The sequence below is a fragment of the Gordonia sp. KTR9 genome (assembly GCF_000143885.2).
GTDB lineage: Bacteria > Actinomycetota > Actinomycetes > Mycobacteriales > Mycobacteriaceae > Gordonia.
Genome location: NC_018581.1, coordinates 2801329 through 2822124, shown reverse-complemented (window position 1 = coordinate 2822124; position 20796 = coordinate 2801329). Strand labels below are relative to the sequence as shown.

At 62.9% G+C, this 20796-nt stretch carries 9 protein-coding genes; 6 read left to right on the top strand and 3 right to left on the bottom strand.

Annotation, left to right across the window (positions count from 1 at the left end; genetic code table 11):
- Positions 1-69 precede the first annotated feature (69 nt).
- The 6 genes from drmD to KTR9_RS13495 all read left to right on the top strand — a co-directional run bounded on the left by drmD (position 70) and on the right by KTR9_RS13495 (position 14216).
- The gene (drmD, locus tag KTR9_RS13520) at positions 70-3237 is read left to right on the top strand and encodes a DISARM system SNF2-like helicase DrmD (protein WP_014926814.1); all 3168 of its coding nucleotides are present in this window, start codon (positions 70-72) and stop codon (positions 3235-3237) included.
- On the top strand, positions 3234-7289 hold the full coding sequence (locus tag KTR9_RS13515; protein WP_014926813.1) for an Eco57I restriction-modification methylase domain-containing protein: 4056 nt from the start codon (positions 3234-3236) through the stop codon (positions 7287-7289). Before drmD ends, KTR9_RS13515 begins: the two co-directional genes overlap by 4 nt.
- On the top strand, positions 7286-10969 hold the full coding sequence (gene drmA / locus KTR9_RS13510; RefSeq protein WP_014926812.1) for a DISARM system helicase DrmA: 3684 nt from the start codon (positions 7286-7288) through the stop codon (positions 10967-10969). The genes KTR9_RS13515 and drmA overlap by 4 nt, the downstream gene beginning before the upstream one ends.
- Entirely contained in the window at positions 10966-13050 is a 2085-nt protein-coding gene (gene drmB / locus KTR9_RS13505; RefSeq protein WP_014926811.1) for a DUF1998 domain-containing protein, read from the top strand. The genes drmA and drmB overlap by 4 nt, the downstream gene beginning before the upstream one ends.
- On the top strand, positions 13037-13756 hold the full coding sequence (drmC, locus tag KTR9_RS13500; RefSeq protein WP_238553858.1) for a DISARM system phospholipase D-like protein DrmC: 720 nt from the start codon (positions 13037-13039) through the stop codon (positions 13754-13756). The genes drmB and drmC overlap by 14 nt, the downstream gene beginning before the upstream one ends.
- Before the next feature lie 76 nt (positions 13757-13832).
- Positions 13833-14216, top strand: a complete 384-nt coding sequence (locus KTR9_RS13495; RefSeq protein WP_044506685.1) for a very short patch repair endonuclease — start codon at positions 13833-13835, stop codon at positions 14214-14216.
- 336 nt (positions 14217-14552) lie between these two features.
- Here the strand turns inward: KTR9_RS13495 and KTR9_RS13490 are convergent, their stop codons facing one another.
- Genes KTR9_RS13490 through KTR9_RS13480 form a run of 3 tightly spaced genes read right to left on the bottom strand, consistent with a single transcriptional unit; the run spans position 14553 to position 20701 of the window.
- The gene (locus KTR9_RS13490; RefSeq protein ID WP_014926808.1) at positions 14553-17801 is read right to left on the bottom strand and encodes a helicase-related protein; all 3249 of its coding nucleotides are present in this window, start codon (positions 17799-17801) and stop codon (positions 14553-14555) included.
- Positions 17794-19572, bottom strand: a complete 1779-nt coding sequence (locus KTR9_RS13485) for a phospholipase D family protein (RefSeq protein ID WP_014926807.1) — start codon at positions 19570-19572, stop codon at positions 17794-17796. The genes KTR9_RS13490 and KTR9_RS13485 overlap by 8 nt, the downstream gene beginning before the upstream one ends.
- Entirely contained in the window at positions 19559-20701 is a 1143-nt protein-coding gene (locus tag KTR9_RS13480; protein ID WP_044507915.1) for a DUF6361 family protein, read from the bottom strand. The genes KTR9_RS13485 and KTR9_RS13480 overlap by 14 nt, the downstream gene beginning before the upstream one ends.
- Positions 20702-20796: the final 95 nt, after the last annotated feature.

The window sequence follows — 20796 nt, the reverse complement described above, 5'->3', positions numbered from 1 at the left end:
CGCGTCCTACTACGACCTGTCACCGGGGGTGGCTAGAGTTCCGATCGTGGTGATTCGGCTACAAACGCGATGACGACGAAGATCATTGACAGCGTTCCAGAGGTAGGTCAACTCGTAACCATTCGAGGTGCCAAGTGGGCCGTCGCAGACGTCCAGCAACAAGGCCTCGGCCGCAGCAGCGCCGACGACGCCACGGCCCAGTTGCAACACTCAGTGACACTGCAGTGCGTCGATGAGGATCGCCTCGGCCACGAACTCCGCGTTGTTTGGGAAATCGAGCCCGGCCGGAGTGCGCATACTCACCGCGGCCTTCCTGAGCAGGTGGACCCGGAACGGTTCGACGACCCGAACAAACTCGCTGCATGTGTCGATGCGCTCCGGTGGGGCGCGATCACCAGTGCCGACGACGGTACGGTCCAGGCTCCGTTCCGAAGCGGCGCGAACGTCGAGCCGTATCAGCTCACTCCCCTCAAGCGGGCACTCGCGAGCCCCCGCGCGAACCTTCTCCTGGCTGACGACGTGGGACTCGGCAAGACTATCGAGGCCGGCCTGGTCATTCAGGAACTGCTGCTGAGGCATCGCGCGCGCACCGTGGTTGTCGTCTGCCCGGCGGGTCTCGTCTTCAAGTGGCAGGACGAGATGCAGGAGAAGTTCGGACTCGACTTCACCGTTGTCAACTCTGACACGATGAAGGACGTCCGCCGTTCCCACGGCATCCATGCGAACCCGTTCACGCTGTTTCCTCGGATCATCGTGTCGATGGCATGGTTGCCCGGGCAGCGCGCGCAGCGACAGCTGCGGGACGCGTTCGGCTCTAGCACGCGTTTTGCGTTCGACATTCTCGTGGTCGACGAAGCGCACCATGTCGCACCGAGCAGCCCGGTCCGGACCACCAAGGTTGGACTCGAGCGCCGCGGCTACGCCGTTGACTCACATCGCACCCGCGCTGTCCGTGAGCTCGCGGAACGTTCCGAGCACCGATTGTTCCTCAGCGCGACGCCACACAATGGATATACGGAATCGTTCACTGCGCTGCTGGAGATGATCGACCCCCAGCGGTTCGTTCGCGGCAACAAGATCGATCCCGTCGCGCTCAGCGAAGTGGCCGTCCGACGCTTGAAGCGGGACCTCAAGGATTCCAAGGGGTTCCTCGACCGGCAGGTCAAGGCGCTGCGGTACGCGCCGGTTCACAAGGAATCCCAGGCATACGACCGTCTCCTCGCGTTCACCAGGCGACGCGACAAGGCGGTGTCAGAAGAGGGCCCCGGCGGGGCGGCGAAGGACATGGCAACGCTGCTGCTGAAGAAGCGTTTCTTCTCCTCCCCGGTCGCCTTCGCCCAGACCATCGACGTCTACCGCGATACCCGGACCAAGGGGCTGGACGTCGACTTTGACCGCGACTACGACGAGATCTTCGGCCCGGACGCCGACGAGCTCGAGGAAGGCAAGTTCGATCAGCCCGAATTGGAGGCACTGCGTGACGCGAAGAAGTCGCTCCCCCCGCTCACCGACGAGGACATCGACGACCTCGAGTGGCTCAGCGCTTGGGGCCACGGCTTCGAGGGCCGGCCGGATTCCCGTCTCAGTGTGCTGCTGAAGCACGTCGAAGGTGAGCTTCGCTCGCACGGCGACTGGAATAACGAACGACTCGTGATCTTCACCGAATACGTGGACACCCTGAGGTGGATTCGAGACATCCTGCGACAGCAGGGTTACGAGGACAACCGCATTGATGTCATCGAAGGTGGCACAGACTCACATACCCGCGAACTCATCCGCCTGCGGTTCAACGAGAGCCCTGCGAAGACACCGATTCGTATTCTGCTCGCCACCGATGCCGCCGGCGAGGGCATCGACCTGCAGAACCACTGCCATCGGCTGGTGAACTTCGACATCCCGTTCAACCCCAACCGACTCGAGCAGCGCATCGGCCGCGTCGACCGCTACGGCCAGACCGTCGCGCCCGAGATCCACCACTTCGCTCCTGATGCCAACGGCACCACGGCGCTGAGCAAGGACGTCGACCTACTGTCGCGCGTAGCGGTCAAGATCGACCAGATCATGCGGGATCTCGGGTCCGCCAACGAGATCATCGCCCCCGACATTCAACGACAGTTCGGTGGGCAGGTCATCGAGCGCCCCAAGGCCAAGGCCGAGAAGGATCCGATCGCCGGCATGATGCGCGGCGAGAAAGTCCTTAATGCTGAACTGGCGCAGCTGGAGAACGACCTCGCCAGCAGCCGCGAGCGGCTTCACCTCCGCCCGGAGAACCTGCAGCGCGTCGTCGAGACTGCGTTTGAGCTCAACCAGCTCCCGCCTCTGAAGCTCGTCGGTTCCCAGGACACCGATGCTCCGGTGTTCGCACTGCCGAATCTCGATTCCTCCTGGGAGCAAGTCACCCGTGGGCTCTACACGCGCTTGGACCCGGACAACGCGCGTCCGATTGCCTTCGACCCCATGGTCCTCAAGCCGAGGGAGCAGGGCGGCGACCCCGACGTCGTGTACATGCACCTGGGGTCACCGCTGCTTCAGCGCTCGACGCGACGACTGCGGGCAGCGCTGTGGGGCGGGGATCGGTCGCTGCAGCGTGTCACCGCGACGGTCGTGCCAGGGCTCGACGAGTCATACGCCGTCGCGGTGACGCGCCTGGTTCTGGTCGGCCGCGCTGGACTTCGGCTCCACGAGGAAGTCTTCCTCGCCGGCACCCGCCTCGCCCGTCGCCAGGCCGTCGGCGTGCAGCGTGCCGAGGAAATACTCGAGTCGACGCTCGATCGCACTGACCTCAACCCGGTTCCGCCAGACATCGCGAACCAGCTTGCCGCCGCGTGGAACTCCTCCGAGGAGAGCGGTGTGCGCGCGCGGGTCGAGCAGGCGATCGCCGACCGCGCCGAGCGACGCAGACGAGCGGTCGACGGTCAGCTCGCCGAACGCAAACAGGCCGATCGCGCTCGTGTCGATGAGATCTTCGGTCGATTCGGCCAGACGCTTCGCGATGCGCTCACCGACGCGGAGGCGATGGACGATTCCCAGTTGGCGTTGTTCGACGACGAACGCCGTCAATCCGAACGCGACCTCCGCGAGATCAGGCGCAGGATCGACGCGCTCGCGGACGAACGTGACCGTGAACTCGATGCTGTCGACACCCGCTACGACGAAATCCGTGCCTGGGAGTTTCCGGCAGCGGTGATTTTCGCGATCGCTCCCAAGGACATCGAGAACGGACTTGCACTGCGATGAAGAAGACGAGCTCACGGAAGCAGGACTTCCACTCCGACTGGCTCAGCCAGGTCGACATCGAGGGACCGTTCCTCGCGCTGCCCGTCCTGAAGGACATCTGGAAGGACGGCGTCGACCGTCTCGGCGACGCCGATGATCGACTTCTCACCTACAAGCAGGCGTTCACGCGGTGGCAGCGTGCTCTCGACAAGTTCGCCGCCGAGCCGCGTACCCCAGAGTCCAAGTCCGCCTACGCCGAGGTGAACCACGCGTGGATCTACACCGTCCTCGACCAGCTCGCCGAATGGGACGAACTACGAACGGATGTCGACGTCAGCGTCCAATCACCGGGAGAACAGGTCACCGTCACTGCGACCGCCGGTCTCGAGGGCCGCGACGGACAAGCCGCGGCGCTGCTGCTCATCTGCGAACCAACACCCGGCGGCTTGCGTGAAACGGGCCTCGACGGCTGGCCGGCAACAGAAGTCGACCGGCTGGCAATGCTGCTCCGCAAGGCCAATGTCGAGGTTGGAATCGTCACCGACGGCCAATGGTGGGCGCTGGTGTCCGCCAGGGACGAAAAGCCCACCGGCTCAGGCATGTTCAACGCGCTAACCTGGGCCGAGGAGCCCCTCCTCCGGGACGCGTTCTTCACCCTCATCAACCAGCGTCGATTCTGCACTCTCGACACCGAGCAGCGCCTCACCAAGCTGTTCGAGCGGAGCGAGCTCGAAGCCGAGGCGATCACCGAAGCCCTCGGCACGCAGGTACGCAGGTCCGTCGAACTTCTGGTGCAGGCGTTCTCCGAGGCCCGGCTGAAGGCCGCCAAGGGTGGTGATCCGGATCCACTCACCGAGAAGCCCGACGACGTATATCAAGCGGCTGTCACCGTCATGATGCGGATCGTGTTCCTCCTCTTCGCCGAGGAACGCGACATGTTGCCCACCGAGCAGCTCTACTGGGAGTCGTACGCAATCAAGGACCTCCTCGCCGGCCTTCAGGCACAGGCAGCTGGCGGCGAGGAGCAGCTAGACGAGACCTACGACGCCTGGCATCGACTTCTCGCCGTGAGCAAGGCGCTTCACGGTGGCGTCAACTACGACGAAATGCGGATGCCCGCTTACGGTGGCTCGCTGCTTGATCCCGATCGATTCCTGTGGCTGCACGCTGTGGGCGACCACGGTTTGCGCCTGAAGGTGTCCGACCGCGTCATGATGCACGCACTCGATTCGGTGCAGACGGTCGTGACGGGAGGAGAGCGCCGCCGAATTTCCTTCCAAGAGGTCGACGTCGAGCAAATTGGATACATCTACGAAGGCCTACTCGGCTACTCCTGCGCGACTGTCACCGACGACATCATCCTTGGTCTCGTCGGCAAAGACGGCGAAGAGCCGGAGATCCCGCTCGGCACGCTCAATGAGCTGTGGGACGAGTACGGCGGAGACCCGAAGAAGGTCGCTACGGCCCTGATGGCGTGGACGAAGGGAAACCAGCCGGCAGCAACAACTAAGTCAGCAGCGGCACTCACCAAACTGATCGCGAAGGAGCCCACCCCTGACGAACGAGCGGAGTTGGTCCGGCTTCTGACGCCGGTTGCCGGTGGCGACGCCGACCTCCTTGAAACCCTCGTCGGGTTGGGCAATCTGATCCGACGCGATCTCCGGAACATCCCCCTTGTCTTCCCGATTGGCGGCCTCGTAGTCGTGGAGACACCCTCGCGCAAGAATGCCGGCGCCCACTACACGCCGCGATCACTCGCAGAAGAAGTTGTGCTGTATACACTCCAGCCTCTGGTGTATCGGCCTGGCCCCCTCCAGACAAACGACGACAAGGAATGGAAACTCAAGCCCGCAGCCGAAATCCTGGACCTTAAAGTCGCGGATATCGCTGCAGGCTCCGGTGCCTTTCTTGTTGCGGCAGCGCGGTATCTCGCCGAGCGCGTAATCGAAGCATGGACTCGTGAGGACATGCTCGGCGAAGTTGACCTCGCGGACGCTAGCCAGGTTAAGCGCCGCGCATTACGCGAGGTGATTGCTCGCTGCCTCTACGGCGCCGATATCAACTCGATGGCCGTAGAGATGTGCAAGCTCTCGCTCTGGTTGGTATCGATGGACAAAACCAAGCCGTTTTCATTCGTCGACGACAAAATCTTTTGCGGAAACTCACTGCTCGGCCTAACTAGCCTCGACCAGCTGCGCTACCTGCATATCTCACCCGAGCCGGCGCGAATGCACCAATCGTTGCTCGTCGACGTCGATGCCAAGATCGCCGCCGCTGCGAAGTTGCGCTATGAACTTGCCAGCCCTGTTGAGGATCACGATCCGATGCGGTCGGCGCGGGCGAAGCTACGTCTCCTTGAGCAAGTCCATCGAGCGACCGAAGACCTGCGGATGATCGCAGATGGTGTGATCGCCGCGGGCCTTCCGTTGGGAGGCAAGCCGGGGCGCCAACTCGATGGCGCGTTCAAGACCCTCTCGTGGCAGGTTGGGGAGTCGTTTCCCGCCGACGGGTCCCACGGGAGTTCCGACAATCTACTCGACCGCATCGAGAACGGTCTGACGCCTTCCGTGGACACCGATTACGAGCGATGGAAGCCCCTTCACTGGGCAATTGAGGCCCCTGACGTACTCGTCGAGCACGGTGGATTCGATGCCGTTGTCGGTAATCCACCGTTCCTCGGAGGCAAGAAGCTTGCGGGCGCAGTGGGGGCGAATGTTCGAGACTGGTTGGTGAACGTGGTTAGCCCGGGGGCGCCGGGTGGCGCCGATCTGGCCGCGCACTTCCTCCGAAGGGTTGCGATCGTCCTTCGCCAAGGTGGGTCGTTTGGCTTGATATGCACCAACACAATCGCGCAGGGCGACACGCGCGAAGCGGGACTGGATGTCTTGACTGACCGCGAGTTCACGCTTACCCGCGCAATCCGAAGTGCGCCGTGGCCGTCCATCTCCGCCGCCCTGAGTTTTGCCGCCATTTGGGCAACGAACCAGCGAGTCGGGTCAGACGTGTCGCGGTGGCTGGATGGACAGTCTGTCACCGGCATCTCAAGCGTCCTCGAACCAATCCGTCGCGTTGGAGGTGCTCCCCTGAGGCTCGCTGCAAACCGCGATCAGGCTTACGTTGGCACCTACATTCTAGGCAAGGGGTTCATCTTGTCGGACGCAGATGCCCGACAAACACTGAAAAGCGGAGATGCGGACGAAAGGGTCGTTCAGCTCTACTTGGGTGCCGACGACTTAGTAACCCGCCCTGATAGGTCAGCGTCTCGTTGGGTGATCAATTTTCATGATTGGCCAATCGAGCAAGCACGCGAGTTCGGCGTATTCAAGATAGTGGAACAGGAAGTCCGTGCCGAGCGTCAGCGCAAGAAAGAAGATGGTTCGTTTGTGTTGCGCAAACCTCTTCCGCAACGCTGGTGGCAGTATGCAGACAAACGCCCCGCGCTATACAAGGCTCTCGAACAAGTAGATGAAGCGGTGGTTATTCCACGCGTCAGCAAGGTCTTTTTGCCAGTCTTGGCTTCGGCCAAACAAGTTATCGCCGACTCTTGCGTGGTGTTTCCTACCGCGTCGCGAAGCCTTTTTGCCTTGCTTAGTTCGGCGGTGCATCAGGTATGGGTCATGACGTACTCGTCAACACTCGGCGCAACAATCCGATACACCCCGTCCGATGTGTTCGAGACCTTTCCATTTCCCGGTTCAATCGGCGAGCTCGAAGTCGTTGGACGAGCGCTCAACAGTGTTCGGTCAGATATTATGACTCGTAGACAAATCGGAATCACCGGACTATACAACCTGGTCAACGACTATCGCATCGACAGTGACGCAGAGATCGAGCGTCTGCGCGCGGCACACGTGAGTGTGGATCGCGCAGTAACGAAGGCGTATGGGTGGGATATTGAGTTGGATCATGGATTCCATACCTATCGTCAGATGGAGCGCTGGACAATGTCCCCGACCGCACGGGTGGAGATTCTCGATCGTCTCGTTGAGTTAAATCACGAGCGAGCCCGCGCCGAAGGGCAGGTCGTGCCGGAGCAGATTGTCGCGAACCGAGAGGACACACTGTTTTCATGACCGTCAGCGCATCCACCTCCGTCCGGACCGATCTCTTGAGCCTTGTCGAGCAGGAACTGCTCGGACCGCGCAACGGTCCTGACGAGGAGATCAAGGGCACCCCTCGAGCGGCCTACATGGTCGGCGCGCTCGCCCCCGTGACAATCGACCCCTCACTTGGGGGCGTCACCGGGACTAGTGTCGGTGCGGACCCGGCAGAGACCGGACAGGCGATGAGCGACCTAGACCCGACCACGAACGGTCAATCGGGAGTCCCGGTTCCAACCGACGAAGACATGGCGTCCTCCGACGACGGGGAAGATCGCGACGAGGGCGCGAAAGGTGCGCTCACACACCCATCGTCGATGGGCCTGCGGTTCCAGGTTCCCAGCGACTGCGGCGTACTGACCGTCACCGCCTCGTGGGGTCGGTACGAGACGTTTCGCCGAGAGAACGAAGACGGCCGCAAGGTGCAGTGGGCGCGACGCTCCCCCGTCACCAAGACAGCGGAAGTCGACGTACGCGGTCAGCTCGCCCACACCACCCTCGCACCGATCATTCTCGACGCAGATGTGACACTACGGGTCGAGCTGTTCCCCAACGGTGATCGCACGATCGTCGAACTGGCGCTGTCCAACGACCGAGTGACCGGGATGGACGCTCCGCCCGGAGACTGGCTGTTCCAGACCAAGATTCGGGTCGAAGCCAACAGTGGGGAGCCGGTCTTCCTGCCGTCGCGCGATGTGCTCGACGCGGATTACTCCGAAACCGATGACGAACGGCGTCGGCTCGACCTGCACTACCGGCACCGCCTCGAGTTCGCGATCGGGCGGACGGCATCGGTCACCTGGATCGAGGCCGACGACGAATCCCGCCGCGCGACCTCGGTGGAGACCACGTGGCTCCCCACAGCCGAAGTACCCCAGACCGTCGCGGGCGAAGCAGGGGCTGCGGTGACCTCGATGCGACTGCTCATGGATCTCACACCGGAGGCGGTCGACGGGGCATTCCTGCCGCTCGTCGACGGCTACCGAACGTGGCTCGACGATCAGAAGACGCTCGCCGCCACGCTGCCCGCCCACCTCAAGATCACTGCCGATGAAGCCATTGCGGAGGCAGGACTGGTAGTCACGCGTCTGGAAGACGGATTAAGACTGCTGAGGACCAGCTCTGACGCACTTGACGCGTTCCGTTTCATGAATCGAGCGATGCGGGACCAGCGAATGCGGTCGCAAGTGGCCGCCGCTCGGTCAGAACGCAGCGACCTCTCCATCGAGGGTGCTCTCGCAGCAGTGGAGGAGAAGGGCGACAGTGCGGCGTCCTGGAGGCCATTCCAGCTGGCATTCATCCTCCTCCAAGTCCCCACACTTAGGGACCCGACGAACGAATCCCGCAGCGGCGCCGCAGCAAACGTCGAGCTTCTCTTCTTCCCGACCGGTGGTGGAAAGACCGAGGCATACCTCGGTCTCGCCGCCTTCACGTTCGCGATCCGCCGCCTGCAGGGCGTCATCGACACCGACGACGGACCACTCGACGGCGGTGACGGCGTCGCTGTGCTCATGCGCTATACGTTGCGGCTTCTCACCTCGCAGCAGTTCCAACGCGCCGCGGCACTCGTGTGCGCTGCCGAACTCATCCGCCAATCCGACGCGGCGAAATGGGGACATCGACCGTTCAGCATCGGGCTCTGGGTCGGGTCGGCGGTCAGCCCTAAGCGCTACACCGATGCCAAGGAACAGATCAGGACAGCTCGCGAGGACACTGGCAAGACCCACGGTTTGACAGTGTTGCAGCTCCAGCGCTGCCCGTGGTGCGGGTCGGTCATCGACCCCAAACGGGATCTCCAGACTGTGGGCGCCACCGAGCGCATCGAAGTTCACTGCGGCGACCGCAAGGGCATCTGCCCGTTCTCGATCGACGGCGGCTCCGGCGCCCTGCCGATCACCACCGTCGACGATGAGCTGTACCGCAACCCACCCACCTTCCTGCTCGCGACCGTCGACAAGTTCGCACGGCTTGCGCGCGAAGGCGAGGCCGCCAGTCTCTTCGGCTACGTCTCCGCCCGCTGTCCACGCCACGGCTATCGGCACCCCGATTCCCGGGGTAACTGCAAAGGCAACTCTCACAACAAGAAGGACGAAGGTGGGGTAGCCTACCCTGCCGTCCAGATCGCGACGGTGCCGCGCCTGCGGCCACCAGATCTGATCATCCAGGATGAGCTGCACCTCATAACCGGCGCACTCGGGACCGCGGTCGGCGTGTTCGAGAACGCCGTCGACGTGCTCTCGTCATACGACCAGAACGGAACGACAGTACGACCACTGGTCGTTGCCTCCACCGCAACAGTCCGCAACGCGCTGAACCAGGTGACCGCCCTCTATGGACGCGGTGTGGCTGTGTTCCCGCCGCAGGTCCTCGACGTTCGCGACACCTTCTTCTCACGTGAGAAGCGACTCTCGGACGGCGACCCGGGCCGCAAATACATCGGCGTCTGCGCCCACGGAATCCGATTGACCCTCGCTGAGATTCGTATGTCGGAAGTTCTTCTTCTTGCCGGGCAGAAGCTCCTCGACGAGCACGGCGACGCGGCGGATCCGTACATGACGACCGTCGGCTACTTCTCCGCCACCCGCGAGCTCGCCGGCATGAGGCGCTACCTCGACGATGACGTGACCACCCGTGTCGCCGGCAACACCGAACCGTTCCCGCGCAGGACCACCGACTGGGCACGGCTCGAGATCGGCGAACTAACGGCGCGCATCTCGTCCGAGGAGATCGCCCGCACCCTTGACCGGCTTGCCCTACCGTTCACGTCGACCTGGACCCCAGCTGCGGGTGGGCAGGCTCAGCCGCGCTGGAGCACCCGCGGGAAGTCGGCGTACGGCAAGGCTCTCGCCGACGCCCACAACGGGAAGAAGCAACCACCCAAGCCGGTTCCTCGTCCCTACGACGTCGTACTTGCCACGTCGATGTTGCAGGTCGGTGTCGACGTTCCCCGACTTGGTCTGATGCTCGTGGTCGGTCAACCGAAGAACACGGCCGAGTACATCCAGGCTTCGTCCCGCGTCGGGCGCGACGCGCGCAAGCCCGGGTTGGTTGTGTCGCTGGCGAACTGGTCCCGCCCCCGGGACATGTCGCACTTCGAGTCCTTTCGCCACTACCATGAGACTTTCTACGCACAGGTCGAGGCGCTCAGCGTCACGCCCTACTCGGACACCGCGATGGAACGCGGCCTCACCGGCATGCTCGTCAGCGCTATCCGCGTCACCGACGAACGCGGGTCGGACTCGCTGTCTCCCGAACCTGGCGCCCGAGAGATCCTGAGCAAGCTGCCGATGGCTCATGCCCTGGTCGACCGGATCGTCGCCCGCGCAATGCCCGCGGCACCCGACTCGCAGACGGTCGAGCGCATGCGGCAGAAACTGCTCCAGCGAATTGACCGGTGGCATGCGAAGGCGCAGGAGAACTCCGGTGCGCTCGTTTACGAACGCAGGCGGACGGACCACATCGAGTGGCCACTTCTCATCAGCCCGGAAACTACTGTCCCGTCACCCGCAGACCGGATCTTCGTAGTTGCCAACTCCATGCGCGAGGTGCAACCCGAGTTCAACCTGCTGGTGAGTCCTGGCCGCGACAACCTCGCCTTCAGAGAGCAGACCGGCGCCCCGTCATGGCAGTTCCCCGAGGAAGGCAGCGAATGACCGCGACCACGCCCGCTGAACTCGACGGCGGCGAGCTTCAACCGGTCAGTGTCGGTGCGACGGAGCTCAATCCGATCGCCGACGTCGAGGCGAAAATCACGAAGAACCGCAGCAAGGTCGGATCACTCCGGCCGTCCGCGCTGCTCTACACATCCGGTGTCGGTGCAACCGTCGACCTGCCGCGCCTCTCCGTCATGCCCAGCGGCCTCGACAGCTGGCAGCGCTACTACGACCGACGCGCCGGCGGGGCGGACGTCATCATCGAGCCGCGACTGCTCGAGCTCGTCCGAGCTTATCTGGGCAACCAGGTCGACCAACTTCGAAAGGCTCCGTGGGCACCGGAGTTGCCCGGCGGGGCCGGCGATGACGCCATCGACCTCGGAATCCCGGCACGAGTGTTCCCCCAGTGGCTGCGCTGCACCGGCTGTAACCAGTTGGCGCCCGTAAACCACCAGGTATTCGAGTTCAAGAATGTACTGAGGTACCGGCCGGATCAGGCGCAATTTGTGCACAAGAACTGCAAAGGGTGGGATTCCGGTTCCAGGGGTACCACGGGACGGAAGGGCAAGGAACAGGCAGCGGTGCCTGCCCGATACCTGATCGCCTGTGTCAACGGGCATCTCGACGAGTTTCCTTATGCCGCGTGGGTTCACCGCGGACAGTCGTGCCCGAATGCTCCGATCCCATCGCTTCGTATGCGGGAATGGAAGAGCAACATCGGTCCGGATGTACAGATTGTCTGCCTCTCGTGTGACGCGCGACGCGGCATGCTCGAGGCGACCGGCCCCAAGGCAGCGGAGAAACTGCCCCGGTGCCGCGGCCGGCATCCTCACTTGGACGCCTTCTACAAGTGCGACCAGCCGGGCAAGCTGATGATGCTCGGTGCCGCGAACCAGTGGTTCGCATCCACGGTCGGGCTCCTGGCATTGCCTCGCGAAGAGTCCGCAACTTCGGAGGACCTGCTTCCGCACCTGGAGGGCCTCCCCCCCAACATCATCGCCACAGCCACGAGCAGGGACTCGCTCACGGCTTTCCGCATGTTGGTCACCACCATCGCCCAGACCGATGTCTTCGAAAAGACCACAGACGACGCTCTCTGGGACGCCCTGCAAATGCTGAAAGCCGGAAAGTCTTCTAGCTCCTCAAAAGCGGCCAGCACGGACCCGACCGACATCCTCCAACCGGAGTGGGTTGTGCTCACCGATGAGGTTAAGTACACAAAGCACAGCGGTGCGGTAGACTTCCGAGCTCTTCGACGGGATGTCCCGGACACGCTGCGGCCGCTCGTCAAAGAGGTCGTCGCGATCGAGAAGCTCAAGAAGGTAAATGCCTTCGTGGGCTTCACCCGCATCGACGCTCTTGACCGCATCGATGATAGTAAGAGCCGCGTCGCCCCGCTGGCCCAAAAGGGAAGGCCATCTTGGGTGCCCGCGACAGAGGATCGTGGCGAGGGCTTCTTCCTGCAATTCGACGAGACAGCCGTCCTGGAGTGGGAGGAGAAAGTGATCGATCTTCCGATCTGGGAGACGTTCCGCAACGCGCACGCGCTGAATTTTCGGCGCCGCACCAGCAAAACGTCCGACAGCAGCATTGATCCCGACACCCGGTTCCCTGCGCCGCGCTACTGGGCCGTCCACACGCTCTCGCACCTCCTTATCCGGGAGGCAGCAATGTCGAGTGGATACGGGTCCGCGAGCTTGACGGAGCGGATCTACGCCTGGCGGGAGGACGGCAACCGGCCTGCCGCGGCGGGCCTGCTCATCACCACGACGGCGTCCGATAGCGAGGGAACCCTCGGCGGTCTCGTCGACCTTTCTCGGCCAGAACGACTGGAGGCGTTGGTACATGAGGCCGTCCGCCGTGGCGGTCGCTGTTCGAGCGACCCGGTCTGCTCCCATCGTCGACCGCGCGGCAAGGAGGACTTCCTCCACGGGGCGGCCTGCCACTTCTGCCTCTTCATCAGCGAGACGAGCTGCGAGCGGACCAACCGGTTCCTCGACCGAAGACTGCTGCTTGGGCTGCTTGTAGACAAGAACGTTGCGACACCGGGTTTGCTAGCCCCTATGCATGGAGCCCGATAATATGTCTGCCGCTGCTCGGCTGGGCGCGATACTGGGACGCGATGAGGCGAGCGCCATCGCCGCAGCCCTACGGCAACGCAAGCTCCCCCACTTAGCCGCGCAGAGGGCGTTTCCCCTCCACCGCACCGAGGTCAAAACTCTGCTCTCGGAGTTGATTGCGACGGTGCGAGGAGCTGACCCTGCCGCAGCTGTACTGGACGGCATCGCGGCTGTCCCTCGCACCACTTGCCCTGAGCCTGTCTGGACAACGCCGAATGTTCCAGGTGTGGAGGGGAGAACGACTCTCGCGGTCGCGGACATGATCAACCGAGCAGAACGATCGGTCTACGCCGCTACATACTCCGCATCGAGGAGAGCCGAGTACGTAGAAGCACTGACGAACGCGATCGATCGCGGAGTCTCGGTCACGATCGTCCTCGACCGGAGCATGCAGGAGAGGAACGGCGGGGCCGTACCGAAGGCACTCGCAGGCGCTCGACTGTGGGCATACGCGCCCGAGCCGACGGGCTCGTGGACACCGCTGCAACACGCGAAGCTCGTTGTTGTTGACAGCACTTCAGCGCTGGTCACGAGCGCAAACTTCTCGGACTCGGCTGCTAGGCTGAATCTTGAATGCGGACTACTCAGTCGCGACCCTGAAGTTGCTGGTGGCCTCGTTCGCCAATTGGAGATTCTCTACCAGCAAGGGGCGCTGGTTGATTACTGACCCGCCGCTCGGTGTCACCATCAGGTCGTAGCCCTTGATTAATCCGAAGCCACTCGATGCGATCGTGCGACAGCGCATGTCGCGGCAAGCCCGTCGCGATACCCGGGTAGAGCTGCAGGTCCGCCGCCGGCTCCATTCGGCTGGTGTTCGATACCGAGTTGACTACCGACCAGATCTATCGATGCGTTGCCGCGGCGATATCGTCTTCACGCGACGAAAGGTCGTTGTCTTCATCGATGGGTGCTTCTGGCACGGGTGCCCGTTGCACGCGACGCAGCCGAAGAACAACGCAGACTGGTGGCGCGCGAAACTTGCGAGCAACGTGGAGAGGGACCGCCGTCACTCAGATGCGCTGCGCGACCTTGGGTGGCAAGTGCTGCGGTTCTGGGAGCACGAAAAACCGGAAGACATTTGCGTGAAGATCCTCGGAGCGATCCGTACTGCTGACCGTGCGGACTAATCCGTTGCTAGTGACAACCAGCGGGCGATTCAATTCAATGTGCGGACCAATAACTGGCGGATCAACTGCGGACGACAGGAAACAGAGCACTTCTTCGCCTAGCCGCCGACGCCTAGTACGCCGGCGAGGAATCCGCCTCTTGGACGAATTCAAGAATGCCGGTCCCTCGCGATTGCCTCGCACTTCCCGTTCGAAAAGCAGTGGCGACTCCTGCCCGAGGACGCCATCGCCGCCAGCATCCCGACCGACTGCTTCAAGCCGCCACTTAGAGACGTGCGGCTTCTCCCCCGCTGTTCTCAACTGCATTTGGCGGGTCTCCTGTGCCGCGGCTTCGGCTTAATCGCTGATCGGACCGGCGCCTGGTCGCAGATCGACCCGCCAAGTAGTCGCTTCGTCCGCCGTCACTCCAGTAGCCGCGACGACTGAGATCAGATCTTCCTGCCTAGCCTGCCCGAAAGCGAGCCGATAGTAAGCGACCCGCTTCTTCACCCGCTCGATCCGCGCTTCATCGATACTCAACTGATACGGCAACACATCGCGAAACACTCTGTGCGGTCCCGGATAAACCCAGTCAGGAGCCAACCCCGGTACCTCGGGATGCGGCGCGTCAGCACCCGCAAGGTCATATGCCTCGTGCCACGGGTTGGCCGATCGCAGCATCTCCGATCCATGCTTCTGCGCGATGTTCCGTCGGACCGCATGCCCGCGGAACCGGTTCACACGCCCATCTCGCTGCTCAAAGTCGACTGGGTTGCCCGGCACGTTCCAGTGCACGAGGTTGTGACACCACGGATGGAAATCGATACCCTCCTGTCCTACACTCGTCGACACCAGCACAAACGGCCAGAACGGCGAGTTGAACGCTTCGCGGATGTCGGTGGAGCGCACCGACTGGTCGTCCTGTTTGGAGTCGCCGTAGCGCATGGCGAAGCGGCAGCGGAAGTCGATGTCGTCCCCGCCCAGTGGGTCCTTGCCCTTGTAGATCGCGGTGCTGAGCTTCAGCGGCTGGGACGCGTGAAAGGCGAACCGGATCAGCTTCTCATCGGTCATCGCACTGTCACCCTCGACCGCGGCCAAATGATACAGATACTCGTCGAGCACTGCCTGCAGATTGCCGTCTGCGCAGTAGCGCAATACTTTCTGCCAATACGGGATGTCGTCGCGGTACAGCTCGTCGAGGATCAGTGAGGACTCCCACCGGTTGAAGAGCGTGCGCAGACCAGACGCGAGGACTGCGGCCGCGCGCCACCTACCTGCGACCGTCACTTGCGAAGTGTCCACGGACAGCCGACCCAAGGCGCGCCACGCGCAGTTGGCCGGTGAGTGCATCGCCAGCTGCGCGGTGCGGAGGGCGAGATTGGGCGGGATAGTGGTCAAGTCGCCATCGCGCTCGCCGCGACGCACAGCGGCAGCCTGCGCCACGTAGTCCTCCAGAGCCGACGTTTGTTCTTGGTGTTCAGGCGCGTCGGGATCGTCGGGGTCGTGGACGCGACCTGCCATCGCCGCCGTGGGCGTCAGCCCGGCCGCCGTGCCGGCCAGGGCCTCATCGAGAACACCGTCGGCGATCATGAGAGGCCACCGCCACAACACAGAGGCGCTCTCCGTGGCGGTCGATTCGCGAGCGCCCGTAGGTAGACCTGAGACGAGCTGCTTGGCGAGTTGCGCCTCGGCTTGTTCACGATCGGCCGCGTCGCCGGTCGGGCCGGCACTCGCCAGCGGATCGGCCCGGTCGGCGAGGCCGGGCAGCGGGAAGAACGCGATGAATGACGCCATCGCGGAGAGGTCTGTGCCCCTTCGACTGAACTGGAGTCGTTGCGAGACATTCTCATTGGTCGTGGTGATATTCCTTGGCGCAGCAGTCTCGCTTCGCGCGATGCGCCGGCTTGCATCGTGGCTCAGCAGGGAGGCCACCGCGGTGGGCGTCGCCGACCATTGAGAGAAGACCAGCTTCTTCGTCATCGTTTGTGCTTGAAAGCTCGCGTAGGGTCCGCCCGGCCATAGGTACGGCTGTGACGGCGGCATCCACAGCATCTGTTGCCAATTCATTCCGGTGGTCTGATCAATCAGAGTCTGCAGGCGTGGGTTTTGCTGCGGCAGAAACTCGTACGACTCAATCGCCTGAAGGTCGAGGCGCCGCAGGCCGCGAAGCATCCGCTGGACTTCGGGATCCGCGACGTCTCGGCTGACGAATCGCCCGAACTGGTACGCATCCATAAAGTGCACTAGCTCCGGTACCGACTTCCACACGTCCATCGGAAGATTCGTGCCAACGTACTGAGCAAGATCGGTCAGCTTGATGAACTGACTGACATCGTCGGCGGTGACCGCCGAGGCCGGCACTCGACGTTCCTTGACCATCGATGACTTCGCTGTCGACGGACGCTCGGTTCGGCACATGACCGTGAGCAGCTCGGTGCGCAACCGATCCCGAAGCTCCGACGGGTCCTGTCCGCGCGTCACGGCATCGCGGAACTCGCTTAGTAGCTTGGCGATTCCGCGAGTTCCTTCGCCCGGGTAGGTGCGTCCCTTAGTGAGGAAATCGAGCGTGCCCATGAACTGCTCACGGTGCGATCCGTTCGACGACTTGCTCGTGGAGCCGGTTCCGTCGGCAGGGTCGTCGATGTCGAAGGGCTTGTAGGGGGTGGCAGATAGCAGGAGCACTCGTGCGGTCGAGTAGTTAAACATCTCCTGTGCTAACTCGCTGACTGGTAGATCGTCCTGGAGCAGGTCGGTGAATCGCTGAAACTCGTCGAGAATTACGAGGTCGGGTTCGAGTGCTTCGACACCGGCACGCGCCAGCGTTCGTCGTAGCGCAATCACCATGTCGGCAGCGGCAGTGAAGCCGCCGGGGACGTCGGTGTTCCCGACCGTACCGTCGAGCAGTTCGGTGAATTGGTCGATGACCGAAGACCCGTTGACGTCAGGCACTCGGACCAGCTCCAGGAATTTGGCGACCACTGTTGGGTCCAGCGGCGACGCGCCAGCAGGGGCGTTGTCGTCCAAAGTTCGCTCAAACCATTGGGTGTGCTCCTTGAATCGCGTCCACTCCATGGTCCCGCGCAGGATGCGGTAGGCGGCTGTGGCGCGGGCTCCTCGAAGGTCGAGTTCGTCTCTGAGGATCAGAAACAGCAGCGATCGTTCGTCGCGCGTGCCGGTGCGCCAGCCCCTGTCAGGGAACGATGTTCGCGGGGTGAGCGAGACAAGGTTGACGGGCTTACCGACCGAGGTGACCGGCGTGTTCAGCTGATGGGTTGCCGTGGCGAGCATGCTCAGTCGGGTCGATAAGTTGACCTTGGTGCCAAGGATGTCGAGACGTTTGACGTTCTGTCGTGCCACGTCGGCATTGGAGCAGATGTAGACGATGTCGATCCGGCCGACTTCGTCGTTGTCTTGAAGATCTTCGATGGCGGCAGCGATCACGCCGCGAGCAACCATGCTCTTGCCGAGGCCGGTCTCGTCGGCGACTAGGTACCGGGTGCCCGTCTTGCTGCGGTAGAGCACATCGACGACTTGGTCGACGCTGGCTCGCTGAAACGGGCGCAGCTCGGCGAGGTACGGTGCGGCCGAGAATCGGAAGTCAGACACTGGCACCACTTTCCATTTCCGTCGCAGCGACAATCGACGACCACAAGTGCTCGAAGCCCTCGGGAAGTACCTGGTGTGGATCGCCTTTGGCGATGATCGAGGTGACCACCCCAGCGAGCTGATCCAAGATTTCGCGGCGAGCGACCGATGCCTTCAGCATCTGCTCGAACAGCCCCTGTTCGAGTTGCGTCCACCGACCGCCCTGCCCGGAGCCTGCGTCGACGATGTCGGTACCGTCGCCGGCCGGACTGCCGAAAGCGAGCAGCAGCGAGAGCAGGCGTCGAAATGCTTCGGGGCTGCTGATCTCGTGCGTGATGACCTCGTCGAGCCGGCGGCCGACGTCTCCGACCAGATCGGCTTTGACAACCGTGGCGCCGCGTCGACCCTGGGCGTCCTCAACGGTGAGGACAACGAAGGCGGTGACGTCGCTGAGGTGAAGGTCTGAGTACGTAACACTCACTTGGGCGCCCGAAGACACCGTCGTCGCTGTGGATGCGACGGTAAGGAGCGAAATGGACGCCTTGGCGACATCCGAGTTGTGTGGCCACGGATCGGTACTGCTGATGTCGAGACGAGCGTGATCGTCGTCGTCGAGGGACAGGTGCGCGGTCAGTGGCACCGCCGCGACCAAGCGGAGGAATGACTCGAGCGCGACTTGTGGATCGTCCTCGCTCTCGGCGCCGGGGCCTATCTCCGCGGCTTCTAGGATCGAGCCGAATCCATCGGTTCCCAAGAGCGCGTCGACGCCGTAGGTCTTGGTGCGGCCGGTGAGTTCGACCAGGATCTCAACGTTGTCTTCGAAGGCGGCGCGTGTGGCGTTGGCGGAGCCGATGAATACGTGTGCGAGTCTCGCGCGTTCGATTACATAGAGCTTGGCGTGTAGGCCGGTGAAGAGCGTTGCGGCGGTACCTGATTCCTCATCGTCTGCTGGAATGCCAGCCGTGGGGCTCAAGACGAAGGGATGGTCGATCCAGTCGGCCCACTCTGCGGTGAGGCCGTCGAGTGATTCTTGCCTCGACACGACCGACAGGGAGTTCTTCGAGGTGGCAGCGAGGCGTTCGATTCCGTTGTCTTTCAGGAATGGTGAGACGAGCAGGTGCTTGTAGCCGCTGAAGTCCGGTTTCGGTTGCGGACGGCTCGGGAGGCCGAACACGTGGAAGTCGAGGTCGGTCACGTCGGGTGGGAAGTCCCACTTGGCGTATCGGATGGTCTCGGCGAGTTCCGTGAGCCGGTTTTGACGTGCAGCTTTCAAGCTGGTCGGGGCTGCGGATCCCAAGTAGCGCAATAGCTCTGCGAGGGGCTTGTTGGTCGCGTCCGGACGGGATGTGATCCAGCCGTCAAGATTGAGGGCGACATCCCACGATCGATCTTTGGTGAGGTTGCGGCTGAGCACGATCAGCCGGACGAATTGTTCGCCGTCGTCGTTGGTGTACACGCCCAGCCAGATCTTGGGGTGGAATAGGCCGCGGGTGCGGGTGATGCCGTGGATCGAGTTTTCGAGAAGCGAGAACAGGCGCGCCCGATCTCGGGGTACTACGACCTGCCCGGTCTGGTGAAAGATGTCGATCCTCGCGATGCTCGCGCGGATTGCTGCGATGGTCTCGACGCTGTCTGCGGATTCGACCTTGGCGCTGCCTGCGAGCGCCAGGCACGGGAGCAGTGCGCTCTCAAGGTCGAGGGTGAAGGTGGTGGCAACGAGGTGGTCAAACGTGAAACCCGGAGGCGGTACGAGTTGTTTCAGCAACGTGGTGCGGCTGTCAGGCGGGAGCATGGGCAAGTCCGTCCTTGATGTCAGCCAGGAGGGTCTGGACGATTGGCCAGCGGAAGTTGAGACGCGGTGAGCCAGACGAGCCACCCCAGTTCTTGATCTGGCGATCGTTGTTCAGACGAGACTGCTCGCCCTTGTTCTTGCGCTCGCGCTCGGCAATTATCTGACGGATGTCGGGATCGGTCGACATTGTGTGCGGCCCGCGATAACGCACCTGACTAATCCACTCGTTGATGAAGATCATCGTGCCGGGTGCGACGGGGTTGCCGTTCCTGCCGAGGAGGACGGTGGTCCAGAAGTCGTCGAGGTCCCAACTAATCAGTTCGGTCCGGTTGAGGTCGATTTCGTCGGCCCAGTCGGTGAGGCGTTTGGTGTAGTGGTCGGTCCAGTTCCCGTCGTCTGACCTGACGGCGTCGAAGCGTTCTGCGATCAGCAGGTTGTAAATAAGCGTGGCGCCATTGACAACCAGTGAGAACAGCCGCGCGTGTTCGACAGCGTCTTTCAGCTCGCTCGGCGCTGCGACTAGAGCGGGATGCTGCCAGGATTGGCTGACCTCGCCGGGGTCGGTCTCGAGTCCGTTGGCCAGGAGGTACGCGAGGTATGTGCCGGACGCGGCGACCACGATCCGTTCACGGAGCCACTCGGCTTCGTCGCGGGTGAGGTCGAGTCCACCGGCGAGTGACTTGGGGAAGTCGGCTGGAGGACGGACGTCGACATCCCAGCGCAGGGCCTTCGCGTCGGGCAGGATCTGATATCGCTGCAAGGCGGACCAGTAGATGCTCGACGGTAGGTTCTGGACGGCCTTGCCTGCTCGAGAGCCGATCATGCCGCGAACCGGTGACGGCGAGCGCAGAACCTCGATGAGTTTGCGTTCCTCGTCGTTGGCCTTCGAGGCGACCATCGTCCCTGTGTACTTGGCCGCTGCTCGTTCGAAGATCCACGGGATGATCAGGAAGTACCGTGGCCGAGCGTGGACCGTCGACGTTCCGGGAAACAGTAGGTCGGCAATGCCGTCGCGGACCTGGCCGATGCCCAGGTCGTCGAGTGTGCTGGTGTCACTGAACATCTTGACGATCTCGCGCATTCGGCGTTCGTCGTCAGGCGAAGTGTCCAGCCAGGCGAGACTCGACATCGGCATTCCCCTTTCGTGGGCCTACTCGGCGAAACGAGTCGGGTCGCTCGACATCGCACCTGCTCGATCACAGTCCCTCATCGTGTCGCCTGCAA